The sequence below is a fragment of the Pararhodobacter sp. SW119 genome, from assembly GCF_017811755.1.
Classification (GTDB): Bacteria; Pseudomonadota; Alphaproteobacteria; order Rhodobacterales; family Rhodobacteraceae; genus Pararhodobacter.
On the sequence record NZ_JADDJF010000009.1, the window covers coordinates 1 to 20,906 of the forward strand.

Here is a 20,906-nt window from a genome sequence, read left to right on the forward strand (position 1 = left end):
CGCGCTCGGCGGCATTGTTGGTCAGGCGGATCCGCCCATCATCCAGGAAAGCGGTGAAGGCGCCCCAGCGCTCGCGTTTGGGCGGCATCAGATAGTCGATGGCGTCGAGACCCATCATGGACTAACAGAAAAAGTGGACCACTCGATGGGGGCGAGTCCAAACCGGACCCAGAATTCGTCTAACTTGCTTATTATTGTGATAATTGGGAAACTTTGCGTGACCCTGTGCCGCGTCGTGCGGACCCAATCCTCTCGCCCGTGGTCGTCGGCGCCGGGCCGCCGTGAGTGACAATCTGCACGGTGAAATGCCGGCAACTTCCGCCAGTTGTCGTGGAACACTTCGGTTACAACGCATTGATTTCTATTCGTCCGAATAAAACTTATTATGGGGCACAGACCCATCGATATCATTGGTTCTTAGTCGCGGTTTGGTGCGGCTCCTTTGGCTGCGCAGCAAAGGAGATGAACCTCGGGCACAGCGAACGCCGATGAATTTCGCAAGGTCGCGATGCGATAGTTCGGTTCCTTGGTGAAATCCGGCCTTGATAATTTGACCGTCAGCGTCACCCACGGCGACCCGCTGCTCCATCCTGGGGGTTCCGCGATCCGCCAGTGACGCCATCGCGGGGGACGCTGATCGCCGCGGCGTTTGTCTTTGCCGCAAGCCCGCCCTGTGCCCAGTCGCGTAGGATACGCACCGCAACCGGCATGTTCAGCCCCGTTGCGGCCAGGACCAGCGCCGCGCCCAGCCAGGCACCCGCGGGATCCGGCAGCGCGCGCAGTACCGCGGATGCAAGCGCCGCCAGCGGAAAGGTCAGTGCGCCCCAGAACGGCGTGAAACCCGCCGCAAGAAGCCAGCGCCCGGCCATGACCAGGACAGCCAGCAACGCCAGCCCGGCCACCGCAAAACCCAGCGCAAGTTCGCCCCACCCCAGAAGTGCCGCGACCGTGGCGAACAGGCTGACCGGCGCCAGATGGATCGCCAGCAACGGGCGCAGCGGTGCCGGTGGCACACGGGTCGCAAGCTGGCGCAGGCTTTCGGCCCAGATCAGCAAGGCAATGACAAGCGTGATCCAGAAGATCGCCCGCGCGACCCCGACCTGACCCAGCGGGATCAAGGCCAGCGGCGCCAGGATGTAGCCGACGAACACCAGATGAAAAAACGGCGTGACCACGCGCGCTTCCTCGGGGCCCTTGAGGAAATTGCGCGCGATCATCACGCCAAGACCCGCGAGCAACGCCACACCCACCCAGACCAGTCCGCCCGCCAACCCCGGCGCATAGGGCACCAGCGCCGCTGCCGTCAGCATCACGCACAGGACCCCCGCGGAAACGCCCGCCCGCCCCGGCAGAACACGCAGTTCTTCGGCGTGGACGCCGGGACGACGCAACGGCTTGGAGGCCAAAGCGACGGCAGCGAAGGCGAAGAGCAGGACGGCGCCGCCCAAAAACGCCTCGGCCAGGCCGGCGATGACCGGGATTTCCGCGCCCAGGGTCCGCCAGGCCAGTCCCAGGCCAAGCAGCCCCATGATCGGCGGAAATATTGCCGGCGGCACGCGCTGCCACAGGCCGGGGGGCGTGCTGGGCAGCGGAGGGGGCGGCGGGAAATGGCGCTTGGACTTGGTCATGCCGGCATCCGGGTGTGGTTCCGCCCGATAGTCACCCGCGCAGACGGTCGGGGGCAAGGGGTGCTGTCGCCCGCCGCGCCGGACAGCATGTCGCAGCCGGCGCTCGCTTGACACCGGGTGTCCGCAGCCGCAGCGTGCGCCCCACGCCCAGCCAGCACCGCCAGCCAGAGGCCCCGCGATGTCAGACCCCACGATTCTCATGGTCTTTCTGGCCGCGCTGATCACCGCATTGGCGACCGGCCTGGGCGCGCTGCCGCTTCTTGCGATGAAAGAAGCCAGCGCGCGCACGCAGGGCGTCGGCACGGCGATCGCGGCGGGTCTGATGCTGGCGGCCTCGTTCGGGCTGATCCAGGAAGGATTCGCGCTGAACGCGCCGCGCACGCTCTCCGGGATCGTCGCTGGGCTTCTGCTGATCTGGATCGCGCGGGCGCTGCTTCCCGCGCCGACCGAGGTGACCGCCAGCGCCTCGGCCCGGCGGAAGATCTTCCTGATCATGGCGGTCATGACCGCGCATTCCGCCGCCGAAGGCATTGGTGTCGGCGTCGCCTGGGGTGGGGGCGAACGCCTGGGCGAGTTCATCACGCTCGCCATCGCGCTCCACAACATACCCGAGGGGCTGGCGATCGCGCTGGTGATGGTCCCGCGGGGGGCATCGGTCCTGCGCGCCGGGCTTTTCGCCATCGGGTCGAGCCTGCCGCAACCGCTTCTGGCGGTGCCGGCCTTCCTGTTCGTCCTGACCTTCGCGCCATGGCTGCCGGTCGGGCTGGGCCTGGCGGCGGGCGCGATGCTGTGGATGGTCTTCGCCGAACTTCTGCCCGAAGCCGCCGGTCAGGTCGAAAGCGGGCTGCTGGGCTCGCTGGTTACCATGTCCTTCGCGGCGATGCTGGGCGGCATGCTGCTGCTGGAGTGATCGGCGCGGGAATCCTGATGTCTTGCGCGATCACATCGACCTTGGGTGACTTGCTCTGGCAGCCGCCGCGCGCCATATCAGATGCATGCTCAAGCTCACACCATTGCTGCTGGCACTGGCCTACGCGTTTCTGGTCTACCAGTTTTCATCCTGGCGGACCCGCCGCGAACTGGACGCGCGTTCCGCCCAGCTGGCCGATCGTCAGCTGAACGCGCTTTGCGACCGGATGGCGCAAGCTCTGAATCTTCCGAAGATCAAGGTGCACGTCTACGACATCGAACCGATCAACGGTCTGGCCGCGCCGGATGGGCGCATCTTCATTACCCGCGGCTTCCTGCAGAAATACCGCGCCGGCGCGGTCTCGGCCGAGGAGCTGGCCTCGGTCATCGCGCATGAACTGGGTCATGTGGCATTGGGCCATACGCGCAAGCGGATGATCGACTTTTCAGGACAGAACGCGATCCGGCTGGCGCTGGCCACGGTCTTCAACCGGTTCCTGCCCGGGATCGGGCCGCTCATCGCCTCCGGGCTTGTGACGCTGCTGGCCGCGGGGCTGAGCCGGTCGGACGAATACGAGGCCGACGAATACGCCGCGGCCCTGCTGACCAAGGCAGGCATCGGCACCGCGCCGCAGAAGGCGCTGTTTGCGAAGCTGGAAAGGCTGACGGGGATGGGCGGCGGGCCACCCGCTTGGCTGGCGAGCCATCCCAGCACCGAGGACCGCATCAAGGCCATCGAAGCGCTGGAAGCGCGCTGGTTGGCCTGACCGGCGCTCTTGCTACGGAAAATGGGCGGGACCGAAGCCCCGCCCCTTACCAATACCTTCTCAGAACGCGGACGGTATCGCACGGATGTATGAAAAGACCGTGACGCGCTGCGCGGCTCAGGTGACTGGTTCCTTCTCCAGTTCCTTGGCATGCAGCCAGTCGGCGTGCTTCGGCGCGCGCTTCGTCTGGCTCCATTCCTCGAGCATCTCCCATTTCACGGAGTCGAGGCGTTTGAGCATCGCCTCCTCCTCGGGGTCCGGGCAGGCCAGTTCGATCCGGTGGCCATTGGGGTCGAAGAAATAGATCGAATGGAAGATCGAATGATCGGTAACGCCCAGCACGTCGACCCCGTTCGCCTCCAGATGATCCTTGAACGCAAGCAGCGTGTCTCGGTCCTTGACCTTGAAGGCGATATGCTGGACCCAGACCGGCGTGTTCGGATCGCGGCCCATCTCGGGCTTAGTCGGCAGTTCGAAGAAGGCCAGGATATTGCCCTGCCCGGCATCGAGGAAGATGTGCATGTAGGGATCGGGCTCGTGCGTTGACGGCACCTTGTCCTCGGCGATGGCCAGAACGAAATCCATGTTCAGGATCCTGGTGTACCATTCGACCGTCTGCTTGGCGTCGCGGCAGCGATAGGCCACGTGGTGCATCTGCTCGATCTTCAGGGTCGGCGTGGTGATCGGGGCGTTCATCGCAAGCTCTCCATATCGTTGCATCTGCAATGGCATGCCGCCGATACACCACATCTACTGATTCGAGTCAACTCGTTGCAGGTGCAATGACCTGTACGGTGATCAACAACGTTCGCGCGCCCCGAGCGCGACGGCCGCGGACAAAGGTTTCATTGCGGTTAATCGGCCCAATTAACCCACCTGAATCATGGTGTTACAATTTGGTCCGCATGCGGACCGCTGCCCGCGCAGGGCTCAATCGCGCCCGCGGTAGGGCTCGACATATTGCAGCGCCATGTCCCAGGGGAAGAAGATCCAGGTATCCTGGCTCACCTCGGTGATGTAGGTCTCCACCATCGGCTTGCCCTTCGGCTTGGCGTATACCGTCGCAAAATGCGCCTTCGGATAAAGCGCGCGCACGAGTTCGAGCGTCCGTCCGGTATCGACCAGGTCGTCCACGATCAGCACGCCCTCGCCCTGGTTGCCCATGATCTCGGGGTTGGGGGCCTTGATCAGTTCCGGCTCCGCCTGGGTCTGCCGGTCGTAGCTCTTGACCGACACGGTATCGACAACGCGGATATCCAGTTCGCGGCTGACGATCATCGCGGGCGCCATGCCGCCACGTGTGATGGCCACGACCGCGCGCCAGTATCCGTCATCGGGACCAAGCCCCTGCAGGCGCCAGGCCAGCGCGCGCGCATCGCGATGAAGCTGGTCCCAACTGACGTGGAACCCTTTCTCATGGGGCAGACGATCCTGCATCATATCCTCCTTCCATCAGCGATCGACTCAAACCCGCAACTTCGGCGATAGCAGCGGAGGCGCAACTTGCGCGCGCGTGAACACCCGCCCCGCCGGGCCGAGAAGCCAGCGCCACCGAAATACCGTCCCGTGATCAACTTTCCTTGCGCCCCGTGACCGCATCGATATCCGGCGCATCGACCGCCTTCATGCCGACAACATGATAGCCCGCGTCGACATGCAGGACCTCGCCCGTCGTCCCCGATCCCAGGTCCGACAGAAGGTAGAGCGCCGCCTTGCCGACTTCGTCCTGCGTCACGTTCCGGCGCAGGGGCGAGTTCAGCTCGTTCCATTTCATGATGTAGCGGAAATCGCCGATGCCACTGGCGGCTAGGGTCTTGATCGGTCCGGCACTGATCGCGTTCACGCGGATGCCATCCTTGCCCAGATCCTCGGCGATATACATGACCGAGGATTCGAGCGCGGCCTTGGCCAGACCCATGACGTTGTAATGCGGCATGACCTTCTCGGCGCCGTAGTAGGTCAGGGTCAACAGGCTGCCGCCGGGGCGCATCATCGCCGCGGCCCGCTGGCAGACGGCGGTAAACGAATAGACCGAGATATCCATCGTCATCCGGAAATTCTCGCGCGAGGTGTCGACGTAGCGACCGCGCAACTCGCTCTTGTCCGAAAAGCCGATGGCGTGGACGACGAAGTCGATCTCGTCCCACATGTTCTTCACGTCGGCGAACAACCGGTCGAGCGAGTCCATGTCGCCCACGTCGCATTCGAAAAGCCGCGGCACGCCAAGGCGTTCGGCCAGCGGATGAACACGTTTCTTGAGGGCCTCGCCCTGGTAGGAAAAGGCCAGTTCGGCCCCCTGCCCCGCCAGCGCCTGTGCAATTCCCCAGGCAATGGACTTGTCATTTGCCAGACCCATGATCAGGCCGCGACGCCCCTGCATCAACCCTGCCGACATGTCGCTCTCCACCTTGCCAGGACGTCGTGCCCAGCTTTAGGCGAAAGCCAATGCCCCATCAAGGCCGGGCGATCTGCGACGGTTTTGGCTGTTGCATTCGACGCGGCCCGCTGCAACGGTCCGCTCCAAAGCTAACCGAGGTGTTCACGATGACCGAGGATCAAGCCGCCCGCAGCGGTATCTTCGCCGGCGACGATCCCTTCCACGTCGCCCGCCGCTGGCTGGAAGAGGCCGAGAAGACCGAACCGAACGATCCCAGCGCCATCGCACTCGCCACAGTCGACGCAGAGGGCCGACCGAATGCGCGCATGGTGCTCCTGAAGGGGATCGAGGAGGGCGGCTTCGTCTTCTACACCAACTTCGGCAGCGTGAAGGCGGTCGAGATCGAGACCGCGGGCCAAGCCGCCTTCGTTCTGCACTGGAAATCCCTGCGCCGCCAGATCCGCGTGCGCGGCCGCGTCCAACGGGTCGAGGGGACCGTGGCCGATGCCTATTTCGCGTCGCGCTCCTTGCAGTCGCGGCTGGGGGCCTGGGCATCGCGTCAGTCGCAGCCGCTGGCGTCGCGCACCGCGCTGATGGGCGAGGTCGCGCGGCAGACCGCAAAGCTGGGTCCGAACCCGCCGCGCCCGCCTTTCTGGGGCGGTTACAGAATCACTCCGTTCGAAATCGAGTTCTGGGCGGATGGCGCCTTCCGGTTGCATGACCGGTTCCGCTGGACACGCAATGCGGTAGCGGATCGGTGGAAGGTGACCCGTTTGAGCCCCTGATCACGATTTCCAGATGACGAAGCTTGAATTTCGCGGCACATCGGCAGAGAATTAACCATTGTCGTTGCGCCGGGTACTGGGTGACCGAGCATGGTGGAAGTCGATCCCGCGCTACCCAAGGTTCGGGGCCTTGTGAAATGGTTCGACCCCGCGAAGGGGTTCGGCTTTATCGTCGCGGACGACGGTGGCCCGGATATCCTTTTGCATGTCAACGCCCTGCGCAACTATGGTCAGAGTTCGGTCTGCGACCGCGCCGGAATCGTCGTCAGCGTGCAACAGACGCAGCGCGGCCTTCAGGCAGTCGAGGTTTTCGAAGTCATCCCCCCACCGCTGGAACTGGAAGACGATGTCGGTCATCCGGACATCACCGAGGCCGACATCCTCGCGCTGCCGCTGGAGCCCGCGCGGGTGAAGTGGTTCGACAAGATCAAGGGTTTCGGTTTCGCCAATGTCTTCGGTCGAAGCGAGGATGTGTTCATCCACATGGAGTCGCTCCGCCGCTCGGGCTTTGCCGATCTGCAACCCGGCGAAGCCGTCGCCTTGCGCATCCTGGAGGGCGAGCGCGGTCGCATGGCAATCATGATCGCCGCCTGGGAAGCTGGCCTGCGGAGTGCGCGCTGAATGCAACGCGCGACTTTTCTGGCCGGCGCAATCTTCGCGTTCCTTTGTCTTTTCGTTGCCCCCGTCTCGGCGGCCTGTCGCGACGACGTGGTGCATCTGCGCGGTGAATGGGGACAGGTGCGCTTCTCGGTCGAGTTGGCAGATACGCCCGCAAGCCGTGCGCAGGGTCTGATGAACCGCCCGTCGATGCCGCGCATGGCCGGCATGCTGTTCATCTACGAACGCCCCGATCGCGCGGTCTTCTGGATGGAAAACACGCTGATCCCCTTGGACATGCTGTTTCTCGACGAAACCGCAACCGTCAGGCACATCCACAACGAGGCGCGTCCGCTTGACCGCACGCCCATCGACGGGGGCGAGGACGTCTTGTTCGTGCTGGAGATAAACGGCGGCCTTGCGCGGCAACTCGGGATAACACCGGGCAGCGAATTGCGGCACCCGCGCGTCGACCCGGAACTGGCCGCCTGGCCCTGCCCCGACGACTGACCGCGCATTCGTGCTTTTCAGCCTGCGTTGCGTGGGCTATGGAGCCTTCGTCGGGGCGTGGCGCAGCCTGGTAGCGCGTCGGTTTTGGGTACCGAAGGTCGTCAGTTCGAATCTGGCCGCCCCGACCAGCATCTCATTCTCCGCGCGATTCGAAACCCGCAACCTGGGCGTGAACCGGGGTGGCGCCTTGCGCCTCGGCGCTGCACACTGTCGGCGAAGGTTAGCGCCAACATCGGGTGGTTCGGGAGGTTTGCGCTAACACGTTGCCGTTAATGAGTTTTCCGCCTTTCACCGACGCCGCTCCGCCGGTATAGCATGATCAGACACGGGGACGCGGGCCGGGACTGTCCGCGCGGCGGAGTTTCGGACCGGAGGCGTTTTCATGACCATCACCATCGGTATCAACGGATTCGGGCGGATTGGGCGCTGCACGCTGGCGCACATTGCCGAAAGCGCGCGCAACGATGTCGAGGTGGTGGCGATCAACGCTACCGGCCCGATCGAGACGAATGCGCATCTGCTGAAATACGACAGTGTCCACGGCCGTTTTCCCGGCCAGATCCGAGTCGAGGGCGACCGGCTGGACCTGGGCCGCGGGCCGATCAAGGTGTTTTCGACCTACGACCCGACAGAGCTGGACTGGCAGGGTATCGACGTCGTGCTGGAATGCACCGGCCAGTTCAATGATCGCGCCAAGGCTGCGGTGCACCTGGACCGTGGCGCGAAGCGGGTGCTGGTCTCGGCGCCGGCGAAGAACGCGGACAAGACCGTGGTGTTCGGCGTCAATCACCGCCAGCTTCTGCCCGAACATCTGGTGGTTTCGAACGGGTCCTGCACGACGAACTGTCTGGCGCCGCTGGTCAAGGTGCTGCACGAGGCGTTCGGAATCGAGTCGGGCATCATGACCACGATCCACAGCTACACCGGAGATCAGCCGACGCTGGACCGCCGGCACAAGGATCTTTATCGCGCGCGCGCCGCGGCGATGGCGATGATCCCCACTTCGACCGGCGCGGCGAAGGCGTTGGGAGAAGTGCTGCCGGAGATGGCCGGGCGGTTGGACGGCACCGCGATGCGCGTGCCGACCCCGAACGTGTCCGCCGTCGACCTGACCTTTGTCGCGTCGAAGGACGTGACCGTGGCGGACGTGAACGAGGCGGTGCGGGCGGCGGCCGCGGGGTCGATGGGCGCGGTGCTGGCCTACGATCCGGAGCCCAAGGTCTCGATCGATTTCAACCACACGACGCACAGTTCGATCTTTGCGCCGGATCAGACAAAGGTCGTCGGCAAGCGGACGGTGCGGGTACTGGCGTGGTATGACAACGAATGGGGCTTTTCCTGCCGCATGGCCGACGTCGCCGCGCTGATGGGTCGGCTGGACTGAGGCTACAGCGCCCCGGGCGCTGACACGGGTGAAACGATAGAAACGGGCAAGGGTCCAAGCTTGGACCTTTCGTCAAGCCATTGAAGTTATATGGCATATTTTCCGCCGTTAACCTCATTGAAATCTCTGGAAATCAGTTCGCGAGTCCCCCTGAAAAGCCAGCGGGCCGGTGCTGATCGAACCGTTCTTGCTGCATCCTTGCCGCCGGGTTGAGTGCGCTCCCAAGCCCCCGCCTAAGGGCATTCTGCCGGTCCCTGCCCAAGGCGGAGGTCGCGCAGTCCACGGACGGCTGCGCAGCAGAATGCAATCCACTTTCAGCGCGCCCTGCCCGGTTGACCCGTGACCGCGCTGGTTGCAGGATGTCGGCGTGGATCGCGCCGGGCGACCGGGCGCCGTACCACGCAAGGAGGGACGCATGCCGATCGAGAAGCGCAGGATCTGGGCCCTGGTGATGAATTCGACCCATGCGCGGATCGTTCGAAGCCTGGGTTGGCGACCCGGCGACGACGACGAGAACGGACCCCCGGCCGAGATCGACCGCCAGATCGAGGCCAAGCAGCTGCGCGACGTGATGGCGGACCGGCCGGGCCGCAGCTTCGCCTCGGTCGGATCGCGGCGCTCGGCGATGGAATACGGCTCGGACCCGCTGGCCGAGGAAACCCGTGGTCTGATCCGCGAGGTGATCGAACTGCTGGAAAAAGGCCACCGCAAGGGCGCCTTCCGCGAACTGGCGGTCTATGCCGAGCCACAGGTTCTGGGCGAGTTGCGCAAGATGCTGCCCAAGACCCTTCAGGATAGCGTGGTAAGGGAGGCGACGGCGAATTACGCAAATCTCGCGCCGCAGGATCTGGCTGCGAAGATTTCAGCCGACCTGAAACTTGCGCCTGCCGGGCGCTGACCGGGCGCGCAAAGGCGCCAGTATTTCGCCGGCGTCACGAAAATTGAAACCGCACCCCTTTGCCCCCCGGGTTCGGCAAGCTATTGATTAAAGACCAACACCCGGACGCGCATGGAACTTTTTGTCATTGTCGCCATCATTGCGGCCCTTTTCGCCGTGATCGGACTTGCAGAGCCGGTCGCGGCTCGGCTGCGGTTGCCGGCGACCGTGATCCTTGCCGTCCTGGGCACGGGAATCGGCGGCAGCGCGGCGTTTTTCCTGCACACCGGCTTTACCGACGCCTTCGACCCGGTCGCCGAGGCGATCCTGGCGCTGCCGATCCGGTCCAACCTGTTTCTCTATGTCTTTCTGCCAACGCTGATCTTCCAGGTCGCGCTGACCCTGGATGTGCGGCGGATGATGGACGACTGGATGCCGATCCTGGTTCTATCGGTCCTGGCGGTCGGGGTAGCCACGGTTGTCGTGGGCTACGCGCTTTTTGCGGTGGCCGGCCTGTCGCTGATGGTCTGCCTGATGGTCGGGGCGATCGTATCGACGACCGATCCCTCGGCGGTTGTCGGCATCTTCCGGTCGACCCCGGCGCCGCAACGGTTGGCGCGGATCGTCGAGGGCGAGAGCCTGCTCAACGATGCCGCAGCCATCGCGCTGTTTGGCCTGTTCTTTGCCTTCATCGCGATCGGTGTGCCGTCGCCAAGCCTGGGCGAGGCGCTGCTGGAGTTTCCCTGGCTGGTCGCGGGCGGTGTTTTTGTCGGCTGGGCGGCGGCGCGCCTGATGCTGCCGGCGCTGTCGCGCCTGGGTGCCCATCCGCTGGGCCAGGTGTCGCTTTCGGTCGCCCTGCCCTACCTGGTCTTCGTGCTGGCCGAAAACGGACTGGGCGTCTCGGGCGTGATCGCGGTGGTCGCGGCCGGGCTGACGCTGAACTTCCTGGGCCCGGGCCAGTTGTCGCCGCAGGCGGTGGAGAAGCTGCGCGATACCTGGGACTTGCTGGGCTACTGGGCCGGGGGGCTGATCTTCGTTCTGGCGGCGCTGCTGATCCCGCGGCTGCTGGCCGACCTGCGCCTGTTCGATCTGGTGCTGATCGGCGTGACGGTGCTGGCCGCGCTGGCGGCGCGGGCGCTGATCCTGTTCGGCCTGCTGCCGGTGCTGACCACGCTGCGCCTGTCGCCGCAGGTGGAGCCGCGCTACCGCGTCGCGATCCTCTGGGGCGGATTGCGCGGGGCGGTGACGCTGGCGCTGGCGCTGGCGGTGACCGAAAGCTTCCGCATCCCGCCCGACGTCAAGCGCCAGGTGGCGATCATCGCCACGGGCTTCACGCTGTTCACGCTGCTGGTGCAGGGCACGACGCTTCGGCTGATGATTGCCCGGCTGGGGCTGAACCGGCTTTCGCCCATCGACACGGCGCTGTCGGCGCAGGTGGTCGCGGTCGCGCTGCAGACGGTGCGCGATACCGTATCCGAGGCGGCGCGCGACATGGGCCTGACGCGCGAGACCGTGCGCGACGAGGCCAAGCGCTATGCCGAACGGGTCGATGCCGCGGTCCATGCCGCCGAGGAGGCCGCCGGCATCCTGGACCGCGACCGCATCACGCTGGGCCTGGTCGCGCTGGCCGGGCGAGAGCGCGACCTGATCATCGATGACTTCCGCGAGCGCACGATCCCGGCGCGGCTGGCCAACCGGCTGCTGCTGGATACCGACCGCCTGATCGAGGCGACGCGCACGGGCGGCCGCCTGGCCTATCTGAACGAGGCGCGACGCCGGCTGCGGGCGGCGCGGGGGCAGCGGGTGGCCGAATTCCTGCACAACCGCTTGCGCCTGTCGGGCCCGCTGTCCAGCCAGACCGCCGACCGGTTCGAGCGGCTGGTGGCGGTGTCGCTGATCCTCAAGCAGTTGCACGGCTTCATCGACACCCGTATCCGCCGCATCCACGGCAAGCGCGTCGCCGACCTGCTGCACGATCTGCTGGAGCGGCGCGCGGAAGAGACCGAGCAGGCGCTGGAAGGGCTGCGCCTGCAGTTTCCCGGCTATGCCGAGCAACTGGAACGCCGGCTGATCCGGCAGATCGTGCTGGCGCAGGAAGAGCGCGAATACGCCGCGCTGGTCGAGGACGGCCTGATCGGCCCCGAGCTGTGGCAGGCGCTGCTGGTGCGCATCCAGAAGCGCCGCGACGCGCTGGAGGTCCGCCCGCCGCTGGATCTGGCCGTGCAGAAGTCCGAACTGGTGCGCCAGTTCCCGCTTTTCGCCGACATGGACGAGGCGCAGCGCCGGCGGCTGGCACGCCGTCTGCGCACTGTCTATGCCGCGCCGGGCGACCGGCTTCTCAAACGCGGCGAAAATCCGCGCCGGGTGTGGTTCATCGCCTCCGGCGCGGTCGAGGTGGAACGCGGCACCCAGATCGTGCGGCTGGGCCGCGGCGAGATGTTCGGTCACCTGGCGCTGTTGCGGCGCAGCGCGCGCCGCGGCCAGATCACCGCCATCACGCATTGCACGCTGCTGGCGCTGGACGAGGCGCAGTTCCTGTCGCTGCTGGGCCGCAACAAGGCGCTGCGCGCGGCGGTGCTGGCGAGTGCCGAAAAGCGCGGCGTGACCCTGGACCTCACGGGGCTGACCGAGGCCGCCTGAGCGTACTGGAATGCGGGCAAGCGACGGACCGGGTAACGCTGCGCAGGCGCCCTAGCGCGGGTGAACCGGCCCGAAATTCTCGCGCATGCGGGTGTTGACGGCGGGCGTCACGAACTTGCTGACATCCCCGCCCAGCCGCGCAATCTCCTTCACCAGTTTCGAGGCGATGGCCTGGTGTCGCGCCTCGGCCATCAGGAAGACGGTCTCGATCCGGTCGTCGAGCGCGCGGTTCATGCCGACCATCTGGTATTCGTATTCGAAATCCGCCACGGCGCGCAGGCCGCGGATGATGATCTGGGCGCCGACATCGCGGGCGCAGTCGATCAGAAGGTTCTCGAACGGATGGGCGACGATCTCGGTCCCGAAGCGTTCGGACAGTTTCGCCGATTCCGCCTCGACCATCGACACGCGTTCGTCGAGCGAGAAAAGCGGCCCCTTGTCACGGTTGATCGCCACGCCGATCACCAGCCGGTCGACCAGCACGCAGGCGCGCTTGATGATGTCGATATGGCCCAGCGTGACCGGGTCGAAGGTTCCAGGATAAAGCCCGACGCGCATACCGCCCTCCCTGCCCCGCTGCATGCCGACCCTAGAAACAGGATTGGGCCGGGCGATGCAAGTCCGCCCGCGCGGCGTCAGTGCCCCATGATCATCCCGGTAAGCGCGTCCTTCTCGTACTCGAGTTCGGCCAGGCGGGCGGCGACCACGTCGCCGATGGAGATGAGACCGATCATCGCGTCGTCCTCCATCACCGGCATGTGGCGAAAGCGCTTTTCGGTCATCGTGCGCAGCACCTTGTCGGCAAGATCGGTGGGCGCGCAGCCATAGATCTGGCGGGTCATGATCCGCTCCACCGCGTCGCTCAGGCAATCGGTGCCGCGCTTGCCCAGTTCGCGCACGATGTCGCGTTCGGACAGGATGCCCGCGACCTTGGCGCCGTCGGGCGAGACGATGACCGCGCCGATCCGGCGCGCGGCCAGCAACTCGACCACGTCGCGCAGACTGGCGTCGGGCGCGATGGTGACCACGCCGGCGGGCTTGTTCTTGAGAATCTGCGAAACGAGCATGCGCGACCTCCTGCCAGGGGCACACCGGGACAGCGCGCCCTCAAATCGTCCTGCAAACGTCCGACAGGCACGCCGTTCTGTCAAGCTTTCAGCGCAGGTCCGTCACTTGCCGCCTCCAGCCGCGCGATTTCCGCTTTCAGGCCGGCGCTCAGGGCCGCCGCGAAACGGTTGAGGCGCACCACCGCCCGGTCGTCGGCGTGGCGCACCAGGTGAAAGGCGCGTGTCAGGCCGAAAGCGCCGGTCAGCACGCGGCGCACGCCCGGCGTCGCCGGCAGGGCAAAGTCATGAACGACCCCGACGCCCGCGCCGGCCCGGATCAGCTGCAACTGGACCGAGACGGAATTCGAGGCGAGCGCCGGGGCCTCCACCCCCAGGTCGGACAGATAGTCGAGTTCCCGGTCGAAGATCATGTCGGGGATATAGCCGATCACCCGATGCGCCGGCAGGTCGGACGGCGCGGCGAGCGGCGGCGCGCCGGCGAGGTAGCTGTCGGCGGCCGCCAGGTGCAGCCGGTAGTCGGAAATCTTCTGCACCAGCACGCGGCCCGATTCCGGCGGGCTGACGGCGATGACCATGTCGGCCTCGCGCCGGGTCAGGTTGAAGACGCGCGGCAGCGCGACGATCTGCACCTCGAGCCCCGGGTTCGCGGCGCAGATGGCGGCCACGACCTGGGGCAGCAGGTAGTTCGCGCAACCGTCGGGCGCGCCCACGCGGATCTGTCCCTGTATCCCCTCGCCCGGACCGGCCAGCGTGTCGCGGGCGCGCGCCATCTCGGCCTCGACCGACTGGGCATGCGCCAGAAGCCGCCCACCCTCGTCCGTCAACTGGTAGCCCTGGGGCGAGCGGGTGAAAAGGCGCGCGGCCAGCGCCGCCTCCAGGCGGGCGATTCTTCGGCCCACTGTCGCCGCGTCCAGTTTCAGCACGCGGCCCGCCGCGCTCAGGCTTTCGCCGCGCGCCACGGCAAGGAAGATGCGCAGATCGTCCCAGTCGGCCATCGCCCCACCTTTGCAGAATTGCAAGACGCCTTTTGGGAAACTGCCCCTGTTCATGCCAATTCTGCAAGGCTATTCTGTGGCAAACCCAGAGGAGGAAACCATGCGAGAGATCGGACACTGGATCGACGGCAAGCGCGTCGCTGGCACATCGGGGCGTCATGCCGATGTCTTCAACCCCGCGACGGGCGAGGTGCAGGCGCGCGTGGCGCTGGCCTCGAAGGACGAGATGGACGCCGCCGTCGCCGCGGCGGCGAAGGCCCAGATGGCCTGGGGCGCGACCAACCCGCAGAAACGCGCCCGCGTGATGATGGCGCTGGTCGGGCTGATCAACCGCGACATGGACAAGCTGGCGGAAATGCTGTCGTCCGAGCACGGCAAGACCTTTCCCGACGCCAAGGGCGACATCCAGCGCGGGCTGGAGGTGATCGAGTTCTGCATCGGCGCGCCGCATCTGCTGAAGGGCGAATTCACCGACAGCGCCGGCCCCGGCATCGACATGTATTCGATGCGCCAGCCGCTGGGCGTGGTGGCGGGCATCACGCCGTTCAACTTCCCTGCCATGATCCCGCTGTGGAAGATGGGCCCGGCGCTGGCCTGCGGCAACGCCTTCATCCTCAAGCCCAGCGAGCGTGACCCCTCGGTCCCGATCATGCTGGCGGAACTCTGTCAGGAGGCCGGCCTGCCCGATGGCATCCTGCAGGTAGTCAACGGCGACAAGGAGGCGGTGGACGCGATCCTGGACAACGAAACCGTTCAGGCGGTGGGCTTCGTCGGCTCCACCCCCATCGCGCAGTACATCTACAGCCGGGCCACGGCGAACGGCAAGCGCGCGCAATGCTTCGGCGGCGCCAAGAACCACATGATCATCATGCCCGACGCCGACATGGACCAAGCCGCCGACGCGCTGGTCGGCGCCGGCTTTGGCGCGGCGGGCGAGCGCTGCATGGCGATCTCGGTCGCGGTGCCGGTGGGCGAGCAGGCCGCCGAGGCGCTGCGCGAACGGCTGGTGCCGAAGATCGAGAAGCTGAAGGTCGGCCCCTGGACCGCCGGCAACGATGTCGACTTCGGCCCGGTCGTGACCAAGGCCGCCAAGGAAAACATCCTGCGGCTGGTCGAATCCGGTGTCGAGCAGGGCGCCGAACTGGTCGTCGACGGGCGCGATTTCCGGATGCAGGGCTACGAGGACGGCTTCTTCGTCGGCGCGCATCTGTTCGACCGCGTCACGCCGGAGATGGACATCTACACGCAGGAAATCTTCGGCCCGGTCCTGTCGATGGTCCGCGCCGCCAGCTACGAGGAAGCGATCGGCCTGGCGATGGACCATGAATACGGCAACGGAACCGCGATCTACACCCGCGACGGGGACGCGGCCCGCGACTTCGCCAGCCGGATCAACATCGGCATGGTCGGCGTGAACGTGCCGATCCCGGTGCCGCTGGCCTACCACACCTTCGGCGGCTGGAAGAAGTCGGGTTTCGGCGACCTGAACCAGCACGGGCCGGACGCCTTCCGCTTCTACACCCGCACCAAGACCGTCACCGCCCGCTGGCCGAGCGGGATCAAGGAAGGTGGCGAGTTCAACTTCAAGGCGATGGACTGAACAGGCTGGCGGCCGCGGGGAGGTCCCGTGGCCGGCACGCCCGATTGAGCAAAGTTTCCGTTATTTGACGGAAAGGAATACGCTAATCCTTGCCGCACCCAATTGGTCATGATCAGACCAGGCGACTTCTGCATCCGCGACTGCCGCGGCCGATTGAGAATTGGTCCATGCGATGCTATATTTGATGAAAGTATGTCATCCAGGAGGACAGGAAACTGTCGTATATCGACCCGGCCGCCCCTGCGGCTCCCGCCACGAACGCAGCGCCCACCCTTTCGGGCGACGTCATTCTGGATCTGATCCTGCACTCGCTGGAAGACGACAAGGCCGAGGACATCGTGCAGATTGATCTGCGCGGGCGTTCGTCCATGGCCGATCACATGGTGATCGCTTCGGGTCGGTCCTCGCGGCAGGTCAGCGCCATCGCCCAGAAGCTTCTCGACCGCCTGAAGGAGAAGCTGCGCCTATCCGCGCGGGTGGAGGGCAAGGAAACCGGCGACTGGGTGCTGATCGACACCGGCGACGTGGTCGTGCATGTCTTCCGCCCCGAGGTGCGCGAATTCTACCAGCTTGAAAAGATGTGGCAGGTTCCGTCGGGCTTCGCGCGCGCCTGAGGTAGGGCGGCGAACGGATGCGCGTGCATCTCTGCGCTGTCGGCCGCTTGCGCGCCGGGCCCGAGCGCGATCTGCTGGACGACTATCTGAAGCGTTTTGACCGCACCGGGCGCCCGCTGGGGCTGGGGCCGCCGCAGGAGCATCAGGTCGAGGACAAACGCGGCGGCGGCATGGCTGGCGAGGGCGCGCTTCTTGCGCGCGCCTGTCCCGAAGGCGCGGTGCGCGTCGCGCTCGACGAACGGGGCAGAACGCTCGATTCGCCCGGTTTTGCGCAATGCCTCGCCGACTGGCGCGACGGCGGGGCAAGCGATCTTGCCTTTCTCATCGGCGGCGCAGACGGTCTGGACCACGATCTGCGCGCGCGCACAGATTTCTCGCTGTCTCTGGGCGCAATGGTCTGGCCGCATCTGCTGGTCCGCGTGATGCTGGCCGAACAACTCTACCGCGCCGCCAGCATCCTGGCAGGAAGTCCCTATCACCGGGCCTGAGCGGGCATTGCCGCGCGCCCACCCGGCACCTATCTCGAGATGAAACCGGAGACACGCATGAACACCGTTGGCCCCGTCGTGCTCTGCATCCTCGATGGATGGGGGCTGAGTCCCGCGCACGAGGGCAACGCCGTGGCGCAGGCGCGCACGCCCTGTTTCGATCGGATCATGGAAACCTGTCCGACTGCGACGCTGATCACGCATGGCCCGGATGTCGGCCTGCCGACCGGGCAGATGGGCAATTCCGAAGTGGGCCATACCAATATCGGCGCGGGCCGGGTCGTTGCCATGGATCTGGGCCAGATCGACCTCGCGCTCGAAGACGGCTCGTTCGCGCGCAACGCGGCGCTGCAGGAGTTCATCGATGCGTTGCAGAAGACCAGCGGCACCGCGCATCTGATGGCGCTGGTGTCCGACGGCGGGGTGCATGGTCATCTGCGCCATCTGCGGGCAGCGGTGGACGCGATCGCCGGTGCCGGCGTTCCGGTCGCCATCCATGCCCTGACCGACGGGCGCGACGTGGCGCCGACGTCGGCCGCCGGTTTCCTGTCCGGACTGGCGGCAGGCCTGCCGAAGAACGCGCGCATCGCCACGGTGATCGGGCGCTATTGGGCCATGGACCGCGACCGCCGCTGGGAACGGGTCGAACGCGCCTATCGCGCCATGATCCGCGGCGAAGGCGAACGCGCGCCCGACACCCGCGCCGCGGTCGAATGGGCCGCCGCGCGCGGCGAGACGGATGAATTCATCACGCCGACGGTGATCGACGACTGGAAGGGCGCGCGCGCCGGCGATGGCTTCTTCTGCCTGAACTTCCGCGCCGACCGGGCGCGCGAGATCATGGCGGCGATCGGCGCGCCGGCCTTCAACGGGTTCAAGACCGGGCGGCGGCCGGATTGGGCCATGCTGCTAGGCATGGTCGAATACTCCGACGCCCACAACGCCTTCATGCACACGGCTTTTCCAAGGCGCTGCATCGTGAACACGCTGGGCAGATGGGTGGCGCGGCAGGGACGCCGCCAGTATCGCCTGGCCGAGACCGAGAAATACCCGCATGTGACCTTCTTCCTCAACGGCGGCCAGGAAGACCCCGAGGCGGGCGAGGACCGCTACATGGCGCCCAGCCCCAAGGTCGCGACCTACGATCTGGCGCCCGAGATGGCCGCGTCCGAGGTGACCGACCACCTGGTCGCGGCCATCGAGGCCGGCTACGACCTGATCGTCGTGAACTACGCAAACCCCGACATGGTGGGCCATACCGGTGATCTGGCGGCCGCGACACGCGCCTGCGAGGCGGTGGACGCGGCGCTGTCGCGCGTGCTGCCGGCGCTGAAGGCCGCGGGCGGCACCATGCTGCTGACCGCGGACCACGGCAATGCCGAGCAGATGATCGACCCCGCCACCGGCGGACCACATACCGCGCATACCACCAATCCGGTGCCTGTCGCCCTGATCGGCGGGCCGGAAGGGGCGCACCTGCGCGATGGACGGCTGGCCGACGTCGCGCCGACGATCCTGGCGCTCATGGGCCTCTCGCCCCCGCCCGAGATGACCGGACGGAACCTTCTCGGCCCGGTGGGGGACTGAGGCCAACCGAGACGCGCGATTGTGAACTGAACCCCGCGCCAATCTGGCTACCTTGACCATGACCCGCGTTTGGCGCTGCATGTCGGCGAAAGTCCGGTATAAGCGGATACGCCGCAGCGGCGCTGTTGCGGGGCGAAAGGGCCTTCGGGGGCATTGACCCGGAACCGCGCTTCGATTTGGATGGGCGCAAGCGAAATCGGCCGCATGACGGCCCAGGTCGGGCATCAGACCCGCAAACGGGAAGAGAAGATGAGGACATTTCTTGCGGCAGCGCTGGCGGGCATGATCGGCGGTGCGCTTCTGACCACACAGGTCGCCGGCCCGCTGATCGCGCAGGAGCAGGCGCGCAGCCAGTCGGTCTACCAGCAACTCGAACTGTTCGGCGACGTGTTCGAGCGTATCCGCGGGCAATACGTCAACGAGGTGGATACCGGAGAGCTGGTCGAGGCAGCGATCAACGGCATGCTCAGCTCGCTCGATCCGCACTCGAGTTTTCTTTCGCCGGACGATTTCGAGGATATGCGCGTTCAGACCCGCGGCTCCTTCGGCGGGCTGGGGATCGAGATCTCGCAGCAGGACGGGTTCGTGCGCGTGATCGCGCCCATCGACGACACCCCCGCCGACAAGGCGGGCGTGCGGGCGGGCGATCTGATCACCCATGTCGACGGCGAGTCGCTGCTGGGGCTGACGCTGCAGCAGGCCGTCGAACAGATGCGCGGGCCGGTGGGGTCCGAGATCGTCATCACCATCGTCCGCGAGGGGGTGAACGAGCCCTTCGAGTTGTCGATCATTCGCGACACGATCCGCATTCAGGCCGTTCGGATTCGGACCGAAGGCGACATCGTGGTGGTCCGCGTCACGACCTTCAACGAACAGACCTACGACAACCTGCAAGCCGGGCTCGAGGACGCGGTCGAGGAGCTTGGCGGCAACGACCGGCTGCGCGGCATCGTCCTGGATCTGCGCAACAACCCGGGCGGGTTGCTGAACCAGGCGATTCGGGTGACAGATGCCTTCCTCGACCAGGGCGAGATCGTCTCGACCCGCGGGCGTGAGCAGGCCGACAGCGAACGCTACAACGCCTCCGCCGGCGACCTGATCGAGGGGCGTCCGATCGTCGTGCTGATCAACGGCGGTTCGGCCTCGGCGTCCGAGATCGTCGCCGGGGCGCTGCAGGATCACCGCCGCGCGGTGGTCGTGGGCACGCGCAGCTTCGGCAAGGGATCGGTCCAGTCGCTGATCCCGCTGCGGGGGAACGGCGCGATGCGGCTGACCACGTCGCTCTACTACACCCCCTCAGGCCGGTCGATCCAGGCGCTTGGCGTCTCGCCCGACATCGTCGTGCCGCAGCCGCAACGCGTCGATCCGACCGAAGGCGAAGAAACCACCACCCGGCCGCCGCGCACCGAATCGAGCCTGCGCGGCGCCATCGGCGCGCAGTCCATCTCGGACGACGAGCGCCGGATGATGGAGGAAGAAGAACGCGCCGCCGAGGAAGTCGCGCGCCTGCGCGAGGAGGATTACCAGCTTGCTTACGCGCTGGATATCCTGCGCGGCCTCTCGGCCATGAACGGGCGGCAATGACGCCCGAGGCGATCGCGGCGCTGCCCTACCGGCCCTGCGTGGGGATCATGCTGATCAACGCGCAGGGCGAGATCTTTGCCGGTCAGCGAATCGACGCCTCGGCCCCGGCTTGGCAGATGCCGCAGGGCGGGATCGACCCCGACGAGGACCCGCGCCAGGCCGCCCTGCGCGAACTGCAGGAGGAAACCGGCGTCGAACCCGCGCTGGTCGAGGTTCTGGACCAGACCCCGGATTGGCTGCGCTACGACATCCCTGCCGACCTGGTGCCGCGCATCTGGGGCGGACACTACCGCGGCCAGAAGCAGCGCTGGTACCTGATGCGGTTTCTGGGCCGGGACGACCAGATCGACCTCGACGGCAAGCATGCGGAATTCTCGACCTGGCGCTGGATCGACGCCGATACGATGCTGGCCGCGATCGTGCCCTTCAAGCGCCAGATATACGCGCAGGTCATCGCGGCCTTCCGGCCCTATCTGCGCGCGGGATCGGGCTGACGC

The 20,906-nt window shown here is 66.3% G+C and carries 21 protein-coding genes, 1 tRNA gene and 1 pseudogene; 15 read left to right on the plus strand and 8 right to left on the minus strand.

The annotated features are described in order from the left end of the window. Positions 1-103: pseudogene (locus tag IM708_RS07710) on the minus strand (transposase); the annotation flags it as partial. Positions 104-563: 460 nt separating this feature from the next. Then, entirely contained in the window at positions 564-1,628 is a 1,065-nt protein-coding gene (locus IM708_RS07715; RefSeq protein ID WP_209425770.1) for a tellurium resistance protein, read from the minus strand. A 178-nt stretch (positions 1,629-1,806) separates the two neighbouring features. Between IM708_RS07715 and IM708_RS07720 the strand changes: the two genes are divergently transcribed. Beyond that, positions 1,807-2,538, plus strand: a complete 732-nt coding sequence (locus IM708_RS07720) for a hypothetical protein (RefSeq protein ID WP_209425772.1) — start codon at positions 1,807-1,809, stop codon at positions 2,536-2,538. A gap of 85 nt (positions 2,539-2,623) precedes the next feature. Then, the gene (locus tag IM708_RS07725) at positions 2,624-3,304 is read left to right on the plus strand and encodes a M48 family metallopeptidase (protein WP_209425773.1); all 681 of its coding nucleotides are present in this window, start codon (positions 2,624-2,626) and stop codon (positions 3,302-3,304) included. A gap of 117 nt (positions 3,305-3,421) precedes the next feature. Here the strand turns inward: IM708_RS07725 and IM708_RS07730 are convergent, their stop codons facing one another. From IM708_RS07730 to fabI, 3 genes are all read right to left on the minus strand, one after another. Continuing rightward, a complete protein-coding gene (locus IM708_RS07730; protein ID WP_209425918.1) occupies positions 3,422-3,973 on the minus strand; it encodes a VOC family protein in 552 nt (183 codons plus the stop codon). Positions 3,974-4,234: 261 nt separating this feature from the next. Next, a complete protein-coding gene (gene gpt, locus IM708_RS07735; RefSeq protein ID WP_209425774.1) occupies positions 4,235-4,741 on the minus strand; it encodes a xanthine phosphoribosyltransferase in 507 nt (168 codons plus the stop codon). 133 nt (positions 4,742-4,874) lie between these two features. Beyond that, the gene (gene fabI, locus IM708_RS07740; RefSeq protein WP_209425775.1) at positions 4,875-5,699 is read right to left on the minus strand and encodes an enoyl-ACP reductase FabI; all 825 of its coding nucleotides are present in this window, start codon (positions 5,697-5,699) and stop codon (positions 4,875-4,877) included. A gap of 149 nt (positions 5,700-5,848) precedes the next feature. Between fabI and pdxH the strand changes: the two genes are divergently transcribed. The 7 genes from pdxH to IM708_RS07775 all read left to right on the plus strand — a co-directional run bounded on the left by pdxH (position 5,849) and on the right by IM708_RS07775 (position 12,474). After that, on the plus strand, positions 5,849-6,466 hold the full coding sequence (gene pdxH, locus IM708_RS07745) for a pyridoxamine 5'-phosphate oxidase (protein ID WP_209425776.1): 618 nt from the start codon (positions 5,849-5,851) through the stop codon (positions 6,464-6,466). A 90-nt stretch (positions 6,467-6,556) separates the two neighbouring features. After that, positions 6,557-7,087, plus strand: a complete 531-nt coding sequence (locus IM708_RS07750) for a cold shock domain-containing protein (RefSeq protein WP_209425777.1) — start codon at positions 6,557-6,559, stop codon at positions 7,085-7,087. After that, positions 7,088-7,573 (plus strand): DUF192 domain-containing protein, encoded by a 486-nt coding sequence (locus IM708_RS07755; protein ID WP_209425779.1) that lies wholly within the window; start codon positions 7,088-7,090, stop codon positions 7,571-7,573. It begins immediately after the preceding gene. A 51-nt stretch (positions 7,574-7,624) separates the two neighbouring features. Then, positions 7,625-7,701: transfer RNA gene (locus IM708_RS07760), tRNA-Pro, on the plus strand. Positions 7,702-7,955: 254 nt separating this feature from the next. Continuing rightward, positions 7,956-8,957 (plus strand): type I glyceraldehyde-3-phosphate dehydrogenase, encoded by a 1,002-nt coding sequence (gap, locus tag IM708_RS07765; protein ID WP_209425781.1) that lies wholly within the window; start codon positions 7,956-7,958, stop codon positions 8,955-8,957. Positions 8,958-9,372: 415 nt separating this feature from the next. Then, positions 9,373-9,855, plus strand: a complete 483-nt coding sequence (locus IM708_RS07770) for a host attachment protein (RefSeq protein ID WP_209425783.1) — start codon at positions 9,373-9,375, stop codon at positions 9,853-9,855. 111 nt (positions 9,856-9,966) lie between these two features. After that, a complete protein-coding gene (locus IM708_RS07775) occupies positions 9,967-12,474 on the plus strand; it encodes a cation:proton antiporter (protein ID WP_209425784.1) in 2,508 nt (835 codons plus the stop codon). 51 nt (positions 12,475-12,525) lie between these two features. On the opposite strand, the gene coaD is transcribed toward IM708_RS07775, so the two are convergent. From coaD to IM708_RS07790, 3 genes are all read right to left on the minus strand, one after another. Continuing rightward, a complete protein-coding gene (gene coaD, locus IM708_RS07780) occupies positions 12,526-13,032 on the minus strand; it encodes a pantetheine-phosphate adenylyltransferase (RefSeq protein ID WP_209425786.1) in 507 nt (168 codons plus the stop codon). Positions 13,033-13,109: 77 nt separating this feature from the next. Beyond that, positions 13,110-13,541 carry a CBS domain-containing protein gene (locus tag IM708_RS07785; RefSeq protein WP_209425788.1) on the minus strand — a complete coding sequence of 144 codons (432 nt, stop codon included), beginning with the start codon at positions 13,539-13,541 and terminating at the stop codon, positions 13,110-13,112. Positions 13,542-13,621: 80 nt separating this feature from the next. Next, entirely contained in the window at positions 13,622-14,536 is a 915-nt protein-coding gene (locus tag IM708_RS07790; protein WP_209425790.1) for a LysR family transcriptional regulator, read from the minus strand. Positions 14,537-14,636: 100 nt separating this feature from the next. On the opposite strand from IM708_RS07790, the gene IM708_RS07795 reads away from it, so the two are divergent. From IM708_RS07795 to IM708_RS07820, 6 genes are all read left to right on the plus strand, one after another. Beyond that, on the plus strand, positions 14,637-16,136 hold the full coding sequence (locus IM708_RS07795; protein WP_209425792.1) for a CoA-acylating methylmalonate-semialdehyde dehydrogenase: 1,500 nt from the start codon (positions 14,637-14,639) through the stop codon (positions 16,134-16,136). Positions 16,137-16,423: 287 nt separating this feature from the next. Beyond that, positions 16,424-16,750 carry a ribosome silencing factor gene (gene rsfS / locus IM708_RS07800; RefSeq protein WP_348524952.1) on the plus strand — a complete coding sequence of 109 codons (327 nt, stop codon included), beginning with the start codon at positions 16,424-16,426 and terminating at the stop codon, positions 16,748-16,750. A 17-nt stretch (positions 16,751-16,767) separates the two neighbouring features. Beyond that, a complete protein-coding gene (rlmH, locus tag IM708_RS07805) occupies positions 16,768-17,238 on the plus strand; it encodes a 23S rRNA (pseudouridine(1915)-N(3))-methyltransferase RlmH (RefSeq protein ID WP_209425794.1) in 471 nt (156 codons plus the stop codon). 57 nt (positions 17,239-17,295) lie between these two features. Next, positions 17,296-18,825 carry a 2,3-bisphosphoglycerate-independent phosphoglycerate mutase gene (gene gpmI, locus IM708_RS07810; protein WP_209425795.1) on the plus strand — a complete coding sequence of 510 codons (1,530 nt, stop codon included), beginning with the start codon at positions 17,296-17,298 and terminating at the stop codon, positions 18,823-18,825. A gap of 249 nt (positions 18,826-19,074) precedes the next feature. Beyond that, the gene (locus IM708_RS07815) at positions 19,075-20,409 is read left to right on the plus strand and encodes a S41 family peptidase (RefSeq protein WP_209425796.1); all 1,335 of its coding nucleotides are present in this window, start codon (positions 19,075-19,077) and stop codon (positions 20,407-20,409) included. Then, positions 20,406-20,903 carry an RNA pyrophosphohydrolase gene (locus IM708_RS07820; RefSeq protein ID WP_209425797.1) on the plus strand — a complete coding sequence of 166 codons (498 nt, stop codon included), beginning with the start codon at positions 20,406-20,408 and terminating at the stop codon, positions 20,901-20,903. The genes IM708_RS07815 and IM708_RS07820 overlap by 4 nt, the downstream gene beginning before the upstream one ends. Positions 20,904-20,906 lie beyond the last annotated feature (3 nt).